Origin of the sequence: Nonlabens sp. MB-3u-79, from assembly GCF_002831625.1 — a bacterium.
Lineage (GTDB): Bacteria > Bacteroidota > Bacteroidia > Flavobacteriales > Flavobacteriaceae > Nonlabens.
Genome location: NZ_CP025116.1, coordinates 3,089,664 through 3,104,943, shown reverse-complemented (window position 1 = coordinate 3,104,943; position 15,280 = coordinate 3,089,664). Strand labels below are relative to the sequence as shown.

The following is a 15,280-nucleotide window of genomic DNA, read 5'->3' as shown; positions in this document are numbered from 1 at the left end:
AACTATCTACTGCGATTGCTGCGATTCCCTCCACCACTTCTGGAAGAACTGTTACCGCCACCACTTTTAGGTTTGTTACTTCTTCCTTGTGAACGACCGCGGCCACCACCACCACTTTGTTTTTTCAAACTAGGCTCTGCAGCGTCTTCCATCTTAAATTCAAACTCGTGCACTTCCACAACATGAATACTTGTTCTGATCAACTTCTCGATGTCTTTTAAGAAAGGGCGTTCTTCTAGCATACAAAAGGAAACGGCAAGACCGCTTGCTCCAGCTCTACCAGTTCTTCCTATTCTGTGTACATAAGACTCTGGTACATTAGGTAAATCGTAATTCACTACATAGCTCAACTCGTCGATGTCTATACCACGAGCAGCAATATCTGTCGCGATAAGTGCTTGAAGATCTCCGTCTTTAAACTGTTGTAAAGCTCTTTGCCTTGCAGCTTGAGATTTATTACCATGTATAGCGGCACTCTTAATACCCGCTTTATCTAGATCTTTTACAATCTTATTGGCTCCGTGCTTGGTTCTAGAGAACACTAAGGTAGCATCGTTCAATTCATTACTTAATAAATCGATCAAGAGCTTGGTCTTGTTCATTTTATTAACGTGGTAAATACGTTGCTCTACTTTTTCAGCAGTTGTTTTTTCTGGCTCTATAGTTACTCTTGCTGGATTTCCTAAAATCTCGTTAGAGAGTTTTACGATGGTGCTAGGCATGGTAGCACTAAAAAATAGCGACTGTCTTTTTTGAGGTAAAAGCTTTAACAACTTTTTGATATCGTGTATAAAACCCATGTCCAACATCTGGTCTGCCTCATCCAGCACAAAATGCTCGACATGATCTAGTGAGATGTAACGTTGATTGATTAAATCCAGTAATCTTCCTGGAGTAGCAACTAATACATCAATTCCTTGATGCAACGCATATACTTGAGAAGTTTGCTTCACTCCACCAAAGATGACCGTATTTTTAATATCGGTATATTTTGCGTAAGCTGAAAAATTCTCGCCTATTTGGATAGCCAGTTCTCTGGTAGGAGTAACCACTAATGTTTTGATGCGCCTTTTTCCTTTTGGCGGCTGGCGGTTGTATAAGTCTTGAACGATGGGAATGGAAAACGCGGCAGTTTTACCGGTTCCAGTCTGTGCACAGCCTAATAAATCTTTTCCTTCTAATAGTACTGGAATGGCTTGTGCTTGTATAGGTGTAGGACGTTCATATCCTTGGTCTTGCAAAGCTCGCAAGATGGGTTCTACTAACCCTAATTCTTTAAATGTCATGTATTCAATTAAGCTGCAAAGGTAAGCTATTACAAGAGTTTAAGTGTGTTTTTCTTAACGATTCATTGTTTTAGATCTTATTGTTGGATGTTTGTTCCGCTTTCGCGAAAGCGGAATTACAACAAGTATGCTGCCCGACACAAGCCCTATTGAATGCTTAATGAATACCACCTGCTGGTACTGTCTTTACAAAGCGTATCTCCATCTTCAAATGGGCCATCACTTTCATCATAGTAGAGAATCGCAGCTTCCACGTTAAGATATACCTCTATATTAAAACGACCTGATTCTTGAGGTGTCCCAAAAATAACCAGCTCCCTACCATAGGATTCATAATCCATGCCGCGAGGCAATCCATGTACAGAGAAATAATAGTAGTAATTGTTATCTCGTGGGTCGTTATTGATTTCGGCATTTAAGCTGTCTTCGTAATAAATGTCTAAAAATCCGGTAAGAAAATCATGTTGGTTGAGTTGTGGACTGTTGTTAATGATACAATCTGTCCACCTGTCACAACTGCCTAAAAATAGAACAACTGCAATGAGAAGTAAGAGCTTTTTCATAAGTGAGATTTTAACGACAGTATCAAAGTGCGCGCCATTTTAGCTTTTAACCTTTATTAAACTGTGTTTGCTTGTGATCAAAAGGCATAGAGCTGTTAAAATATCAGAATCAAAAATTAGAGTTTTTGTTTCGGCTGCTTCTCCTAGCTCTAAAGGGAGGCTTTCTTTTTCTTTAAAGAATAAACGAAAGGCCTTGTGTTTCCAGACCTTTCAGTGCCAGACAATGGAAAACCCGAACAATTAGAGTTTGAATTAGGAACCTTCTTCAATCCCTAAAGGGAGTTTTATTTATCTTGATAACTAAAAAAGCTTATACACAAGATGGAAGGCTGCCTATTAATTCAACCTAAAAAAGCTTAGGGTTTCAGCTCAGCATTTCTTCTAAAGTCGAAAGCCGTTCTAATGGAAGTGCCACTGATGTATCAAGAACTAAAACCGACTTAAAAACGTCAAAAACTGTTGCATTAATTAATGGTGATTTTGCATAAAGGTTTACCTTTGCCGGTTCATATTTTGTAGTTATGATTAAAATCACTTTGCCTGACGGCAGTATCAAAGAAATGGAAAGCGGTACCACTCCTATGGATGTCGCTATGAGTATATCACACGGACTTGCTCGTAATGTAATCAGCGCTAGCTTTAACGGTATAAAGGTAGAAACCAAAACACCTCTAATAGAAGATGGTAGCTTGGTTCTTTTTACGTTTAGCAATCCTGAAGGGAAAGAGGCTTTCTGGCATTCTACTTCTCACATCATGGCACAAGCTATTGAGGAATTGTTTCCTGGAGTAAGTCTGACCATAGGGCCTGCAATCGATAATGGGTTCTATTATGATATTGATTTTAAAGAACATTCTATATCGGAGACTGATATTCCTAGAATAGAAGCTCGCATGTTAGAAATAGCACGTGGAAAACATGAGTTCACCATGCGTAGTGTCTCTAAAGCTGATGCGATACAACTTTATAAGGATCAAAACAATCCATTCAAAGTAGAGCTGATAGAGAATCTTACGGACGGGGAGATCACTTTTTGTGATCACGATACCTTTACAGATTTATGTCGCGGTGGTCATGTTCCTAACACAGGAATTATCAAGGCGGTAAAAGTAATGAGTATAGCTGGTGCTTACTGGCGTGGAGATGAAAAAAATCCACAACTTACTCGTTTGTATGGGACCTCTTTCCCTAAGCAAAAAGACTTAAAAGAATACCTGGAGTTACTAGAAGAAGCAAAAAAACGAGATCACAGAAAATTAGGTAAAGAATTACAGTTGTTTACTTTTTCTCAACGCGTAGGTCAAGGGCTTCCTTTATGGTTACCTAAAGGTGCGGCTTTGCGCGAGCGACTAGAAAACTTCTTAAAAGCCGCCCAGAAAAAAGCAGGTTATGAAATGGTGGTGACGCCGCATATAGGTTCTAAAGAATTGTATGTGACTTCTGGTCATTATGAAAAGTATGGAGCAGATTCTTTCCAGTCTATAAAGACACCTAACGAAGGTGAGGAGTTTTTATTAAAGCCTATGAACTGTCCACATCACTGTGAAATTTATAAAAGTGCCCAGTGGTCGTATAAAGATTTACCAAAGCGTTTTGCAGAATTTGGTACGGTGTATAGATACGAGCAAAGTGGTGAACTACATGGATTGACTCGTGTACGCGGGTTTACTCAGGATGATGCGCATATTTTCTGTATGCCAGAACAATTAGATAAAGAATTTAAAGCAGTTATAGACTTAGTTATGTATGTTTTTGGTTCGTTAGGTTTTGAAAATTTTACCGCGCAGGTAAGCATACGCGATCCTAAAAAACCAGAAAAATATATAGGAGATACTAAGAATTGGGAAATTGCAGAAAATGCAATTATCAGTGCTGCAAAAGATAAAGGTCTTAATTATGTGATTGAAGAAGGTGAAGCTGCCTTTTATGGTCCTAAATTAGACTTTATGGTGAAAGATGCCTTAGGTAGAAGCTGGCAATTAGGTACTATACAGGTGGATTATAATTTGCCAGAACGTTTTGATTTACAGTATAAAGGCGCTGATAATGAGTCGCATAGACCTGTAATGATACATCGTGCACCTTTTGGTAGCATGGAGCGTTTTATAGCCATTTTATTAGAGCATACAGGGGGGAATTTCCCGCTATGGTTGATGCCTGAGCAATGTGCTATCTTATCTCTCAGTGAGAAATACGAAAATTATGCTAAACAGGTAGCAAATTTGTTAGAAATTAACGAAATTCGCACAGTAGTAGATAATCGTGCAGAAACCATGGGTAAAAAGATCCGTGAGGCAGAAATGAACAAATTACCATATATGCTTATCGTTGGTGAGCAGGAAGAAAAAGAGGGTTCAATTTCTGTAAGAAAACATGGTGGAGAGGATCTAGGAAGTATGAGCGTTGAAGCATTTACAGAGCTCGTGCAAAAAGAAATCTCCGAAACTATAAAAACATTTGAAGTTTAATTAAAATTATATAGTCATAGCAATACGTAGACGCAGAAGCCGTGGTCCGGCTCGAATTATCAAAGAAGACAAGCATGCAATCAATGAAAAGATACGTGCAAGACAAGTACGCCTTGTAGGCGATGGAGAACCACGTGTTATGGACACTCGTGAAGCCCTTAAAGAAGCACAAGAGAAAGAACTCGACCTGGTTGAGATTTCTCCTAATGCTGACCCACCTGTGGCAAAAATCATGGACTATAAGAAATTTGTCTATGAGCAAAAGAAGCGGGAGAAAATAATCAAGCAAAATGCTAGTAAGGTCGTTATTAAGGAAATCCGTTTTGGACCCAATACAGATGATCATGATTATGAATTTAAAAGAAAACACGGTGAGAAGTTCCTTAAAGAAGGATCTAAATTAAAAGCCTATGTGTTCTTTAAAGGTCGTTCCATTATTTATAAGGATCAAGGTGAAATCTTATTATTGAGATTAGCTCAAGATCTAGAAGAGTTAGGTAAAGTAGAACAAATGCCTAAAATGGAAGGTAAACGTATGAATATGTTTATCGCACCTAAGAAAAAGTAAGTTACTCCCTAAAGGACAGATGTAAGTGCGCTGAATAAAGCCCACCTAACAAAGGTCACTTAAAGAATAATCATAAAAGGCTGCTTCTATCTAAGAGGCAGTTTTTTTTTGGTTAAAAGCCAAGAGTTGAAAACCTTATTCAACGGCTAGATTATGCAGGTACAAATCCCTAAAATTATACCAAGCGACTTCAAGTCTCTAGAGACTTGACTATAGGTGCTGCATTTATCTTTTATTATCTAAAGGATAAGGAGGAATAAATCGGTGATTTATCATACATTTTCCAAATAAAAACCTATTTTTGCACTCCTTAATAAAGGAGCTTCATTGATGTCTTGTTCAGTTGTTTTTAAAGTCTATTTTCAATAGATTTTATACCACACGGAATCAGGTAATTAGATAGGTTTTAAATAAGGAATGCGAGAATTTAAAAAAGGAAATTATGCCTAAAATGAAAACAAAATCTAGTGCTAAGAAGCGTTTTAAGCTTACTGGTACTGGAAAGATCAAAAGAAAACACGCTTTTAAAAGTCACATCCTGACTAAAAAGAGCAAGAAACGTAAACTAGCTTTGACTCACGATACAGTTGTGCACAAAGCAGATGTACCTAATGTCATGTTACAATTACGTCTTAAGTAAGACGACATTGTAAACCTTGACGGTTTGTTAATTCACACATTAACCCAATAGTAGTGCACAATTAAAGAATCTAGAAATGGATCGCCTGCTGTTAAAAAATTAAAATTATGCCTAGATCAGTAAATGCCGTAGCTCGTAGAGCTCGTAGAAAAAAAGTCCTCAAGCAGGCAAAAGGTTACTTCGGACGTCGTAAAAACGTATGGACAGTAGCAAAGAACGCAGTAGAGAAAGCAATGTCTTATTCTTACCGCGATAGAAGAAACAAGAAAAGATCATTCCGTAGATTATGGATCACGCGTATCAACGCTGGTTCACGTATGCACGGTATGAGCTACTCTGTATTTATGGGAGCTGTAAAAAAGAACAACATCGAGTTAAATCGTAAAGTTCTTGCAGATCTTGCCATGAATCATCCAGAAGCTTTTGAAGCAGTAGTAAACAAAGTAAAATAATTTAGGTTTAACAACCTCTCGCAAATAGAAAATCCTCATCAGCAATGATGGGGATTTTTTTATGGATTTACTCTAAATAATGTCTCGAGGATAGGAGTAAGGATCTTGTGTGGTAAAGTTGGTAGGTGTTCCGCTTTCGCGAAAGCGGAATCCTCATAAGCCCTTAAGAAGTAAAAAGCTTAATTGATGTTGTAAACACCGCTAATATTAAGGTTGACAAACTGTCCAGCGCTCAACTGTGTGTTTAAATTCCATTTAGGGGTGAGTTGATAAGCAGCTCCCAGGTCCAGCTTAAAAGAGTGCTTGGTCTCACTAAGGGTGCTTAGTACGTTATTGAACAGATCAAAAAACAAGCTGCGTTCTCCAGTAAGGCTGTAATCTACCCAACTCGTATTGTAATTAAGTGCGCTAGAAAGAGTCCACTTATTAAAATCCTTACTGGCCACTAGACCAGCATTAATAGAATGAAAATCAATAAGTGACCCATCGATAATTGCTAGTGGTGCCCCACCGTCTGATGGTTCTAGATCCAGTGGCTCGTCATAACCTAAATTGAGATCTGTAAGGCTGTAATTAGTATAAAAAGCAAGGTCAAAACCGCGTTGCTCTTTATAAAAGTATTGAGAAAGGTTGTGTTTGATTCCTAAACCATAAATGGCATAGCTAGACCTTTCTATAGTAATTTGCGGTACAAAACGCAAGCTTACTTCTGTTTCTTTCCATAAACCTATCTGGCCTTGGATATAAGGTAAAGCAAAAAAGTCTGTATTTAATCCAGAAAAAGCTTGAAATTCATAGGTTTCTCCATCGATCATAAAGTCGAAAAACACACGGCGCTGTCCACCTAAAGCAGTAGGTATAGAAGCTTGATCTCCATCTCTTATGTCCAAGTTGATAAAATCTGATTCTCGCACACTAAAATTTTGTTTGCTTTTGGGAAAGGGAAGGCCGCTCATCCCAACAGCTACATTCACCTTGAATTTATCTAAAGATTTGGCAGTATGAAACCATCCAGCACCTGTTTGCATAACGCTGGCTTCAGCCGCGGGATCGTTGTATTGATCGAGTATAAAGAGGATGTCGGTCAATACATTTTCTACATCGTTATTTTGCGCTGTGGTATTTTGAAAACAAAAAAAAGAGAGGCTGAGAACTACTAGTAAGTAATGCTTTTTCATAAATGGGCTTGTTGCCAAATGTACAAATGATAATTGATATATATAGTTGGTGTTTTTTAGCCATAATGAATGAAGTCGAGTTGTTCAATAATTTTTCTGGATTCCTTACGCGTCCTGCTTTCCATTTTATAAATATTTTGTAGACAGGTAGTTATACAACCTATTTTTTATGGAAAATAAGTTATGGATGTGTTGGTGTACAAAACAGTAGTTATAGCTTATCTTGATCTCATAAAAGTGGTATGAATCATAAGGATGGTAACAAGCAACGAATTAAGAAGCCCTGGCCTACTAAAGCGGCCATGGAGCAGATTTATGACAATGGATTATGGGGAACGACTACTGGTGCTCCTTATTATTCAGGAAGCGGGTCACATCATCCAGATATAGTAGCCCCTTATATAAACGCAGTCACCTTATTTTTAAATTCTTTTGAAGATCCCATTTCCGTATGCGATATGGGTTGTGGGGATTTTAATATAGGTAAACAATTAGTACCACATACAAAGAACTATGAAGGTGTTGATGTCGCGTCCAATGTGATCGCGCATAATAAAAAAATGTTCCAAAAAGAAAATTTAAAATTTCATTGTTTAGATATAGCAGTTGATCCTTTACCTGTTGCAGATTGTGCGTTACTAAGACAGGTCTTACAACACCTATCTAATTCCGAAATTCAAAGTACCCTAAATCAATTAAGAGGTTATAAATATGTGGTACTAACGGAGCACCTGCCTGAAGGTGATTTTGTACCTAACAAGGATATCATCTCTGGTCAAGGTATAAGACTTAAAAGCCAAAGTGGATTGGACGTATTAGCAGCACCGTTTCATTTCAAAGTAAAAGAAGCACGGCATTTGCTTTCTACTAGATTAGATAAAGGGAGGGGGGTTATTGAGACCATACTTTATGAAGTTTATTAAAGTTTTATATTCTCTAGTATCTTTTTACTCACCTAGACGTTTATTTTTATAGAACTCCTTATTTGCAACGTAGATGATCTTTTCTATTTCGCAATACACCTGAGTACTGCTTTTGTTGGTCAACTTTACTAATTTTACGATTTCGATTTCTTTATCTCGCTCTACTAGTTGTTTGATTTCTGCCAATTCTTTTTCTGAGTATAGAAACTCTGCGTATAGGTTTTCTTTTGCGGGTTTCTTAAATTTGATCGTAGCCGCCTTGTCCCAAACTACGTAATGATCTCCTATTATATTGATCAACTGAAACATAGGTATGGGGTCTACCGAGGCATATATGCTACCGCCAAATATGGAGTTCATATAGTTTTTATTTTTCCAGCTGATGGGTAACTTCATTTTTACCTGCAATAAATCTGTTGATACGTAAATTATTTTTGCTGTACTTCTTCTGTACATAGGTGACCAGTTCAAGCCAAATTTAAATAAGGCGGCTTTAGATAAAAACCTAGTACCCCATTCGTACAATTTGTTATACATCAATTTATAGTTTTTAGATAGTAGGTTACGTGGCGTTTACAAGAGCGAGTTTATAATTTGTTTTATTTTCAATCCTGCTCCTTGTTTAAGAGTGGAGTTAAAACACTTTTTATTTGGTCTAAATCTCCGTCAATACCTTCTGGAATTTCTAGTCCTAATAGCCTGCACATTAATGGATAAATATGAATGTTTTTTACTGCTGGTATCTCGTAATTCTTTTTAAAGGCAGGACCTTTTGCATAAAAGATGCCGTGCATATCTTTGTATTTGGTATCAAAACCATGCACACCTATAGTTGTTATATTTTTTTCAATTCTTGCAGCTATACTTTTTTTAGTTGAAAAATAATAGCCCAGATCAGGCACTAGTTGTAAAGGTCCCCAGTCTTTATTGGTAGGGATGTTTTCAAAACCAGGGGTATCTTCGGTTTTATAGACTTTAAAATGATGTTCCTTTCGTTTTAAATCCTCCAACAAATCATTGGTATCTATATGGTCTTTGGGATGAATATTGACTATGGAGCCGTTATTAATGGTTGAAAACAAACTGTCGTTTTGAATGTCATCTACGGGTATAAGGTTTTCGATAGATTGATTTGCCATGCCGTGATCTGAAACTATAATAATGTTTACAGGCAGTCCTGTAGCTGCTATGCCTTTAAATAAATCACCTAAGTTCTTATCTAAAGCCAGTAGTTTGTTTTTTAGCTCTTCATCATTGGATGGGCTAAAATTATGCCCTGCATCATCCATATCACTAAAGTACATAGTGACTAGATGGGGTCTTTTTTTTGCAGGCATCTTTAGCCATTTTACGGCTTGAGCAACACGAGTTTCATTTTTTACACTACCATCGTATTTATAGTAATAGGTAGGTGACATTCCTTGAATGTTTGCTTCTGTACCCACAAAGAAGTAACTGGCCGTAACCATAGATGCCTTATTTGCTTCTATCCATATGGGAGAACCTCCGTAAAAACTTCCGTCTTCAGCCATTTCTCGATTCCTAATGTTATAAGTAGCTTCCTTTTCATAACTGTAAAAAATATTACCTATAATACCATGTTTATCTGGGTACATTCCCGTTGCAATCGTATAGTGATTAGGGAAGGTCTTAGAAGGATAGGAGGGTATTAATGATTGTGCCTTAACACCTTTAGAAATAAAATTGATTAAGTTGGGAGGTCTATATTTATCTACATAATCCCAACGAAAACCATCTAGAGAAATCAATAGTACATATGGTTTTTTAAGGGCCGATTCAGAATTTGAAGTAGTTGCTTTTTGTGTGGTAGGTGATAATTTGCTGCTGCAGGAATTCAGGCTGAGCATACCCACGATAGCAATTAATGTAATGATCCTATGTTGCTTTGTCATTTTAGTATGGGTTTATAAGGAGTCGCTTGAACTGTTAGTGATTAGCATGTAAGAAATGTTTTGGTTCTCTATTGGCATCTGGTCAAAGCCTTTTGTTTTATTTTTTTTAAGCAAAATCATTAAGATTTTACGACTTTATAAAAGTACACCAACCATTTGGTTTAGCCCTAAAGTTTGCAGGTTTACCTGTTGCTTTTTTATAATTATACAACAAAGAAAAAGGCTATTTAGATTTCCTAAATAGCCTTTTTGCTTTGTTGTTATTTACTAGCCTTTGTGTTATGGATAGAAAGCTATTCGTTTTCTTGAATATCTCCTGGTCTTGGGGATTTGAATACATCCATTCCTTCTTTTCTGTGCTCCACAACTTGTTCACTTATAAATTCACGGAACTCTTTATTGCTCTGACCCTCCTGTTTGGTGAATTCAGCTACAGTCTTGGTGATCCCTCTGGTCTTGGTATTCAAAAATGTGGTACTCATAATGTGATTGATTTAATTGTTATCCGACAGAATACAAGTTTAATAGCGAAAGCTTATTAATACTGTCTTAAAGTCTGTAGATGAATGTCAATCACGGAGAACATTTTTTGAGTTTATATATAAGGAAATCCCTTGTTCTTGCTGAGTTGTTACCCCTGCGTGACTGCGATTTTAATAATTAAAACGGGTTTCCTGTTCTGTAGTTGATAGAAACGAATTGCTCCTAAATTTCAAATACATTCGATACGATAACTTTTATATTTCGCAAGCCCCCATGTTTCAGGATTAGAAAAGAATGATAAAGGTGGAGAGATGAAAGCTGCAACCGTAATTTTTATTGCAGAATTTACACCTTTATAACAAAGGGGAAGTAGATTGCCTTTTTTTGGTGTTATTATAAAGGGCTCTTTTATTTTATCTATAAACAAGTCTTCTTAATCGCACTATTTGGATGGACAATTTGGGTTTACAGTGGCAACATTTATTTGATAGTCCTATAGAACACGGCATACATTTCTTTTGCGTAAAGGCTTGAAGGTATGCTATGCCAGTAATTAATTATGCACCTAGTTGTAAGTCGTTATTCTTTAATAATTTTTTGTGGAAATTGGACATTATCATCCAAAACCAGTAAGTACATTCCAGACGGGTAGTTTGTTAAATTTATTTCATTTACATGATAAGCTTCTATATATTTTTGACCTAATAAATTATACATCGCCAGTTTTTTAACTGGTTTGGTAAAATTCACTAATCCAGTTGTTGGATTTGGATAAAAGAAATTACTTGTTGCATTTACTTCACTTATAGATAAAGGGGATTGATTAAGGTGAAAGGCAATGCTGTTAGTGCCTCCTGACCATAGAAAATCTAAAGCTCCTTGATGATCAATATCTACAGGCTGAACAGTGCCCATTAAAAGACTATTATCTTGATAAACTGTTATTTCGTTATTAAAAGTATGATTGGTATCATTCTCAAAAATTGAAATGTTATTGGCGTAGGAAGTGTATAAATCTTCAACCCCATTGTTATTATAATCTATGGAACTTAATGATATTAAATCGGGAATATGAGGTAGTGTGGCTTCAAATGTCATGATAGCATTTCCGTTATTACTAAACCATTTTACTTCTCCTGCGCTGTTATAGCCTGCCACATCATAGTCGCCATCATTGTCTATATCTATTGGGTGTATAAGACCAAAAATTTCGGGGTTTACCGAATAATAGTGGGGAGTAAACACAGCATTTCCATCGTTGATATAAACTACTAATCCTGCTGTTTCTCCGCTTATTAAATCCATATCACCATCATTGTCCATGTCCCTTGCTGCTAAGTCTAAACACTCCAGGATCAAAGGAGACGTACTCGTGCTTAAGATTTCCTCTTTGGTAAAACTTCCACTACCATTATTTCGATAAAAATCAATAGAGTGTTGTCCGATAATAACAATGTCATCAGAGTTGTTCAGATCAAAATCTGCAACAACCACATCATTTACTTGTATCGAAATATTAGTATCTAGAAGTACTCCTGGACTAAATGTACTAGAATTATTGAGGTGAATTTTAGCATCTTGGTTGATACCTCCAATAGAAACAATATCATTCCAATTGTCATTATTAAAGTCGCCTATAGCAAACCCTCTACAAAAATCATATGATTCTATTAAGTTAAAAGCTGAAAAACTGTTGTTTGTCAGGTTCTGATAAAATCCTAATCTGCCAGAATTGCCATTTGTAGAAGTGAGAATTTCATTATGTCCATCATTATCTATATCAATAGATTCGAGCTTTGTTACACCTGCTGTTTGAACAGATGTATCTATAAAACTTACTGTACCTATTTGGGCAGTCACAATTAGTGGAAAAGAAACTATGAGTAAAATAAAATAAATTGTTTTCATATGGTGCCTATATCATGACGTATAATGGTCTTGGTTAACGCAAGCAGCCTCTATAAGGCAAACCTCCTTGTGGGCTTAGTGGGTTTTTACTGGGTGTCTAAAACAACTCTTTTCACTCAACTGACAACTATTTGCGATGTGCCGGGATTAGGTTTTAGTTGGACAAGTACTTCACTGATTGAGAAGACATTTTTCTGTAATTGTGACCAACCTTTTCAATAGTATCAACTTCCCAATTAAAAATCGAGGATGTTTGAGTAGCTAATTCAAGTGATTTTTGATAAAAATTAGATCCTCTTTCTAATCTGTGTGCTCCTTGTTTCATAGCAAGCTCGGTTTCTCTGAAAGTACCTAATTTTGGATCATTATCATTCTCACCTAATAAAATGATTAAGTGCTTTTTAAAAGAATTTTTGATGGAATTATCTGTAATAGGTGTATTCTTTGATCCATAAGGATATTCCAGATTTTCATCTGGAAAAGTGTAGAGCCCAGCATTAGCTGCTATTGCGGTTTTAATTCTTGCTTCGGGCATAAGCATGATCATTCTATGTACAAACTGGCCACCTGCGGAATGACCAAAAATATCATATGTTTCATTTGTGATATTGTTATTTTTCTTAATGTCATCGAATATATTTTCAATTACAGAATATGTCCATTCTTCTTTTGGGTTTTTAGAACCGAAAAAGGTAAATAGGTTACCTTCCTGATAATCGTTGGTAATATATTTTGAATATTTGTTTTCAAACTCAGGAGCTACCACTAAAATGTTGTTGCTGTCTGCAAGCTCTTTCCATGCGTCTAAATAATCATCTGCATTTCTACCACCTCCATGCATTACAAAAAGAATTCTACCTTCATTTTTCCAATTTTCAGGTTTGTACGTCCAAACTTTAATAGATTTTCTTTCGCTATTTTTATATGCATACATGACAAAAGAATCAGTTTCTTTTTTTAACGTTTTTGTTTCAGTTAATTCTGGGCCTTTAGGAAGAATGTATAAATAGGTATATCCAGAAACGGTAAAAATTATTAAAATTAGGATTATAGTAAAAAGGACTTTCTTTAAAATCTGGAATGTTTTATTCATTTGGTTGGATTTGTTATGGAACTCAAATTTTAAATTCTTCGGTTACTTTCCGAATTTTGCTAATTCAAGGACGTATCGTTATTTGTAAATTAAATTAAGGGTTTTGTGTATTCTTAGTTTCGTGTTTAAGCAACTGATTTAGTAAATAAATCACAGATAGAATATTCCGAAGGAATGTTCGTAAGTTGGCAGTGACTGAGTAATTAACTATACACGGTGCTATCTGTACTTTGCATTACTATTATTTTTATTAATTCATTTCTAAGAGATCCTTAGATTCAAAAGGGCAAGCTTCTAATTTTTGCATATTCTGAGACCAAGTTACACTTGTGATTTTCCATATATTATTTATTAGAATTAGAGACCAGTATTCAGTTCCCCAATTTTGAGTTTTTGAATTAACATTGAAACTGTAGTCAAATGATATAGTTGCAAATTCATTTCGAACATCTATTTTAACGTTATAAAATTTTTCTTCACTGCCATCTTTCAATTCCTCAAAGAAAGCCTTGTAATTACTAGTTTGAAATGTAAAATCAGGTTTTTGTTGTAGCACTCTTTTTTTAGTCTCTCCTGTTATAATTGCTGCCCAAGTAATAGAATCGTGTAAAAATAAATTAGAAAATTTTTCAAAATCATTACGCTCTATTATTGATACTCTAAAAACATCAATTACTTTCTCCAACTCCGCTTTAGAATCTTTAGTTGTTTGAGCATTTATAAAAAAGAAAGAAAGGAAAAAACTAAAAAAAATTAATTTGAATCTCATAAAAGTTTTTTTATTTAAATATGATATATAATGATGACGATAAAGTTTAAAAATTGCTACTAAGAATGGAATAATTGTGTAAATAAATTTCCCTAATTTTATAGAGTAACCTTAATAACACTAAAAGAAATTTTGATATAGTTTAAATATCAAATATCATTTTTGGAATTACAGGTAACTCCTTATCAACACTCAAATATAGGGGATGGAGCTAGGTGAAAAAGGTGCAGCGGCGTTTATTGTACGATAAATCTGACAAATACCGTGAGTTGGTGCGGTAGGAGCTGTTTATCTTTAAGGTGCTAGCTGTAATTGATGAAGTTGCTACTGTTAATTGTTAGGAAGGATTCTACACTTCAGAGCGTACTATTTCAATCAGTTCGCAAATATATTTCGGCCCATCAATTTCAGGATATTTGTCTTTATAAAAAAATGGATTTCCAGATTCAAATTCGTTTGATTTGTATGGGTTTTTCGTTTAAAAACAATAACTTTTTCTATTAAGTGCCATCGACTGCTTGCCCAAAACTTCCCATTTCATAATTGGTTCTTCATCTTTCTTTTTGGGAATTGTTCTGCTTTCTCGATTTCCCCACGGTCAATTAATTTTCAGCTTATATCACTTCTGCTTGGTAAGTCAAAAATATAGCTCCGAAATAAATTCAAGTAAACATATTCCATTTCACTTTTTGAAGTCAATATTCTTTCTTGCGTTTTCATTTCCATCATGCCATCAACTTTTGACCAATGCTCGTGAAATTCAGCAGTCCAATTATCAGGCTCACTTTCGTACATTCTAAAAAGTGAAGTATAATTTTTTATTCCGCCACTTGCATAGATTCTGATTTCGGTCGGATTATTAAGAGTATCTGAGACTCTTAAATCCGCATTAATTTTACTCCAATGTTGAGCGTTGACTCCGATGAAGCAAAGAATTAAAATTGAGATTAGAATGTTTCTCATAATTATGCACAACGCGATGTAATGGTGTCTCATTATACAGTTCGATAATTACAGACCCATAATTGGTTATTAT

General features: G+C 35.7%; 15 protein-coding genes. 5 read left to right on the top strand and 10 right to left on the bottom strand.

Features of this window, described 5'->3' with window-relative positions; translation table 11 throughout:
* Nucleotides 1-2: 2 nt before the first annotated feature.
* Together CW736_RS13695 and CW736_RS13690 are read right to left on the bottom strand one after the other, a co-directional pair.
* Nucleotides 3-1,286: a DEAD/DEAH box helicase gene (locus CW736_RS13695; RefSeq protein ID WP_101014913.1), complete on the bottom strand. Its 1,284-nt coding sequence runs from the start codon at nt 1,284-1,286 to the stop codon at nt 3-5.
* Nucleotides 1,287-1,432: 146 nt separating this feature from the next.
* The gene (locus CW736_RS13690) at nt 1,433-1,849 is read right to left on the bottom strand and encodes a hypothetical protein (RefSeq protein ID WP_101014912.1); all 417 of its coding nucleotides are present in this window, start codon (nt 1,847-1,849) and stop codon (nt 1,433-1,435) included.
* A gap of 521 nt (nt 1,850-2,370) precedes the next feature.
* Between CW736_RS13690 and thrS the strand changes: the two genes are divergently transcribed.
* The 4 genes from thrS to rplT all read left to right on the top strand — a co-directional run bounded on the left by thrS (nt 2,371) and on the right by rplT (nt 5,977).
* The gene (gene thrS / locus CW736_RS13685; protein ID WP_101014911.1) at nt 2,371-4,317 is read left to right on the top strand and encodes a threonine--tRNA ligase; all 1,947 of its coding nucleotides are present in this window, start codon (nt 2,371-2,373) and stop codon (nt 4,315-4,317) included.
* Nucleotides 4,318-4,372: 55 nt separating this feature from the next.
* Nucleotides 4,373-4,885 (top strand): translation initiation factor IF-3, encoded by a 513-nt coding sequence (gene infC, locus CW736_RS13680; protein ID WP_262493815.1) that lies wholly within the window; start codon nt 4,373-4,375, stop codon nt 4,883-4,885.
* Nucleotides 4,886-5,327: 442 nt separating this feature from the next.
* On the top strand, nt 5,328-5,525 hold the full coding sequence (gene rpmI, locus CW736_RS13675; protein ID WP_101014909.1) for a 50S ribosomal protein L35: 198 nt from the start codon (nt 5,328-5,330) through the stop codon (nt 5,523-5,525).
* A 107-nt stretch (nt 5,526-5,632) separates the two neighbouring features.
* A complete protein-coding gene (gene rplT / locus CW736_RS13670) occupies nt 5,633-5,977 on the top strand; it encodes a 50S ribosomal protein L20 (RefSeq protein WP_101014908.1) in 345 nt (114 codons plus the stop codon).
* A gap of 179 nt (nt 5,978-6,156) precedes the next feature.
* On the opposite strand, the gene CW736_RS13665 is transcribed toward rplT, so the two are convergent.
* Nucleotides 6,157-7,155: a DUF6588 family protein gene (locus CW736_RS13665; RefSeq protein ID WP_101014907.1), complete on the bottom strand. Its 999-nt coding sequence runs from the start codon at nt 7,153-7,155 to the stop codon at nt 6,157-6,159.
* Nucleotides 7,156-7,397: 242 nt separating this feature from the next.
* Here CW736_RS13665 and CW736_RS13660 point away from each other — a divergent pair, with 242 nt between their 5' ends.
* Nucleotides 7,398-8,078, top strand: a complete 681-nt coding sequence (locus tag CW736_RS13660) for a class I SAM-dependent methyltransferase (protein ID WP_101014906.1) — start codon at nt 7,398-7,400, stop codon at nt 8,076-8,078.
* A gap of 24 nt (nt 8,079-8,102) precedes the next feature.
* Here the strand turns inward: CW736_RS13660 and CW736_RS13655 are convergent, their stop codons facing one another.
* The 7 genes from CW736_RS13655 to CW736_RS13625 form a co-directional block, all read right to left on the bottom strand.
* Complete coding sequence (locus CW736_RS13655; protein WP_101014905.1) at nt 8,103-8,615, bottom strand: DUF4442 domain-containing protein; 513 nt, start codon at nt 8,613-8,615, stop codon at nt 8,103-8,105.
* 68 nt (nt 8,616-8,683) lie between these two features.
* Entirely contained in the window at nt 8,684-9,991 is a 1,308-nt protein-coding gene (locus tag CW736_RS13650; protein ID WP_101014904.1) for an ectonucleotide pyrophosphatase/phosphodiesterase, read from the bottom strand.
* A 293-nt stretch (nt 9,992-10,284) separates the two neighbouring features.
* Nucleotides 10,285-10,473 carry a hypothetical protein gene (locus tag CW736_RS13645; RefSeq protein ID WP_101014903.1) on the bottom strand — a complete coding sequence of 63 codons (189 nt, stop codon included), beginning with the start codon at nt 10,471-10,473 and terminating at the stop codon, nt 10,285-10,287.
* 580 nt (nt 10,474-11,053) lie between these two features.
* Nucleotides 11,054-12,382, bottom strand: coding sequence for a T9SS type A sorting domain-containing protein (locus tag CW736_RS13640; protein WP_101014902.1), 1,329 nt, complete (start codon nt 12,380-12,382; stop codon nt 11,054-11,056).
* 154 nt (nt 12,383-12,536) lie between these two features.
* Nucleotides 12,537-13,475, bottom strand: coding sequence for a hypothetical protein (locus CW736_RS13635; protein ID WP_101014901.1), 939 nt, complete (start codon nt 13,473-13,475; stop codon nt 12,537-12,539).
* A gap of 250 nt (nt 13,476-13,725) precedes the next feature.
* A complete protein-coding gene (locus CW736_RS13630; RefSeq protein ID WP_101014900.1) occupies nt 13,726-14,244 on the bottom strand; it encodes a hypothetical protein in 519 nt (172 codons plus the stop codon).
* Nucleotides 14,245-14,853: 609 nt separating this feature from the next.
* Nucleotides 14,854-15,207: a hypothetical protein gene (locus CW736_RS13625; protein ID WP_101014899.1), complete on the bottom strand. Its 354-nt coding sequence runs from the start codon at nt 15,205-15,207 to the stop codon at nt 14,854-14,856.
* Nucleotides 15,208-15,280 lie beyond the last annotated feature (73 nt).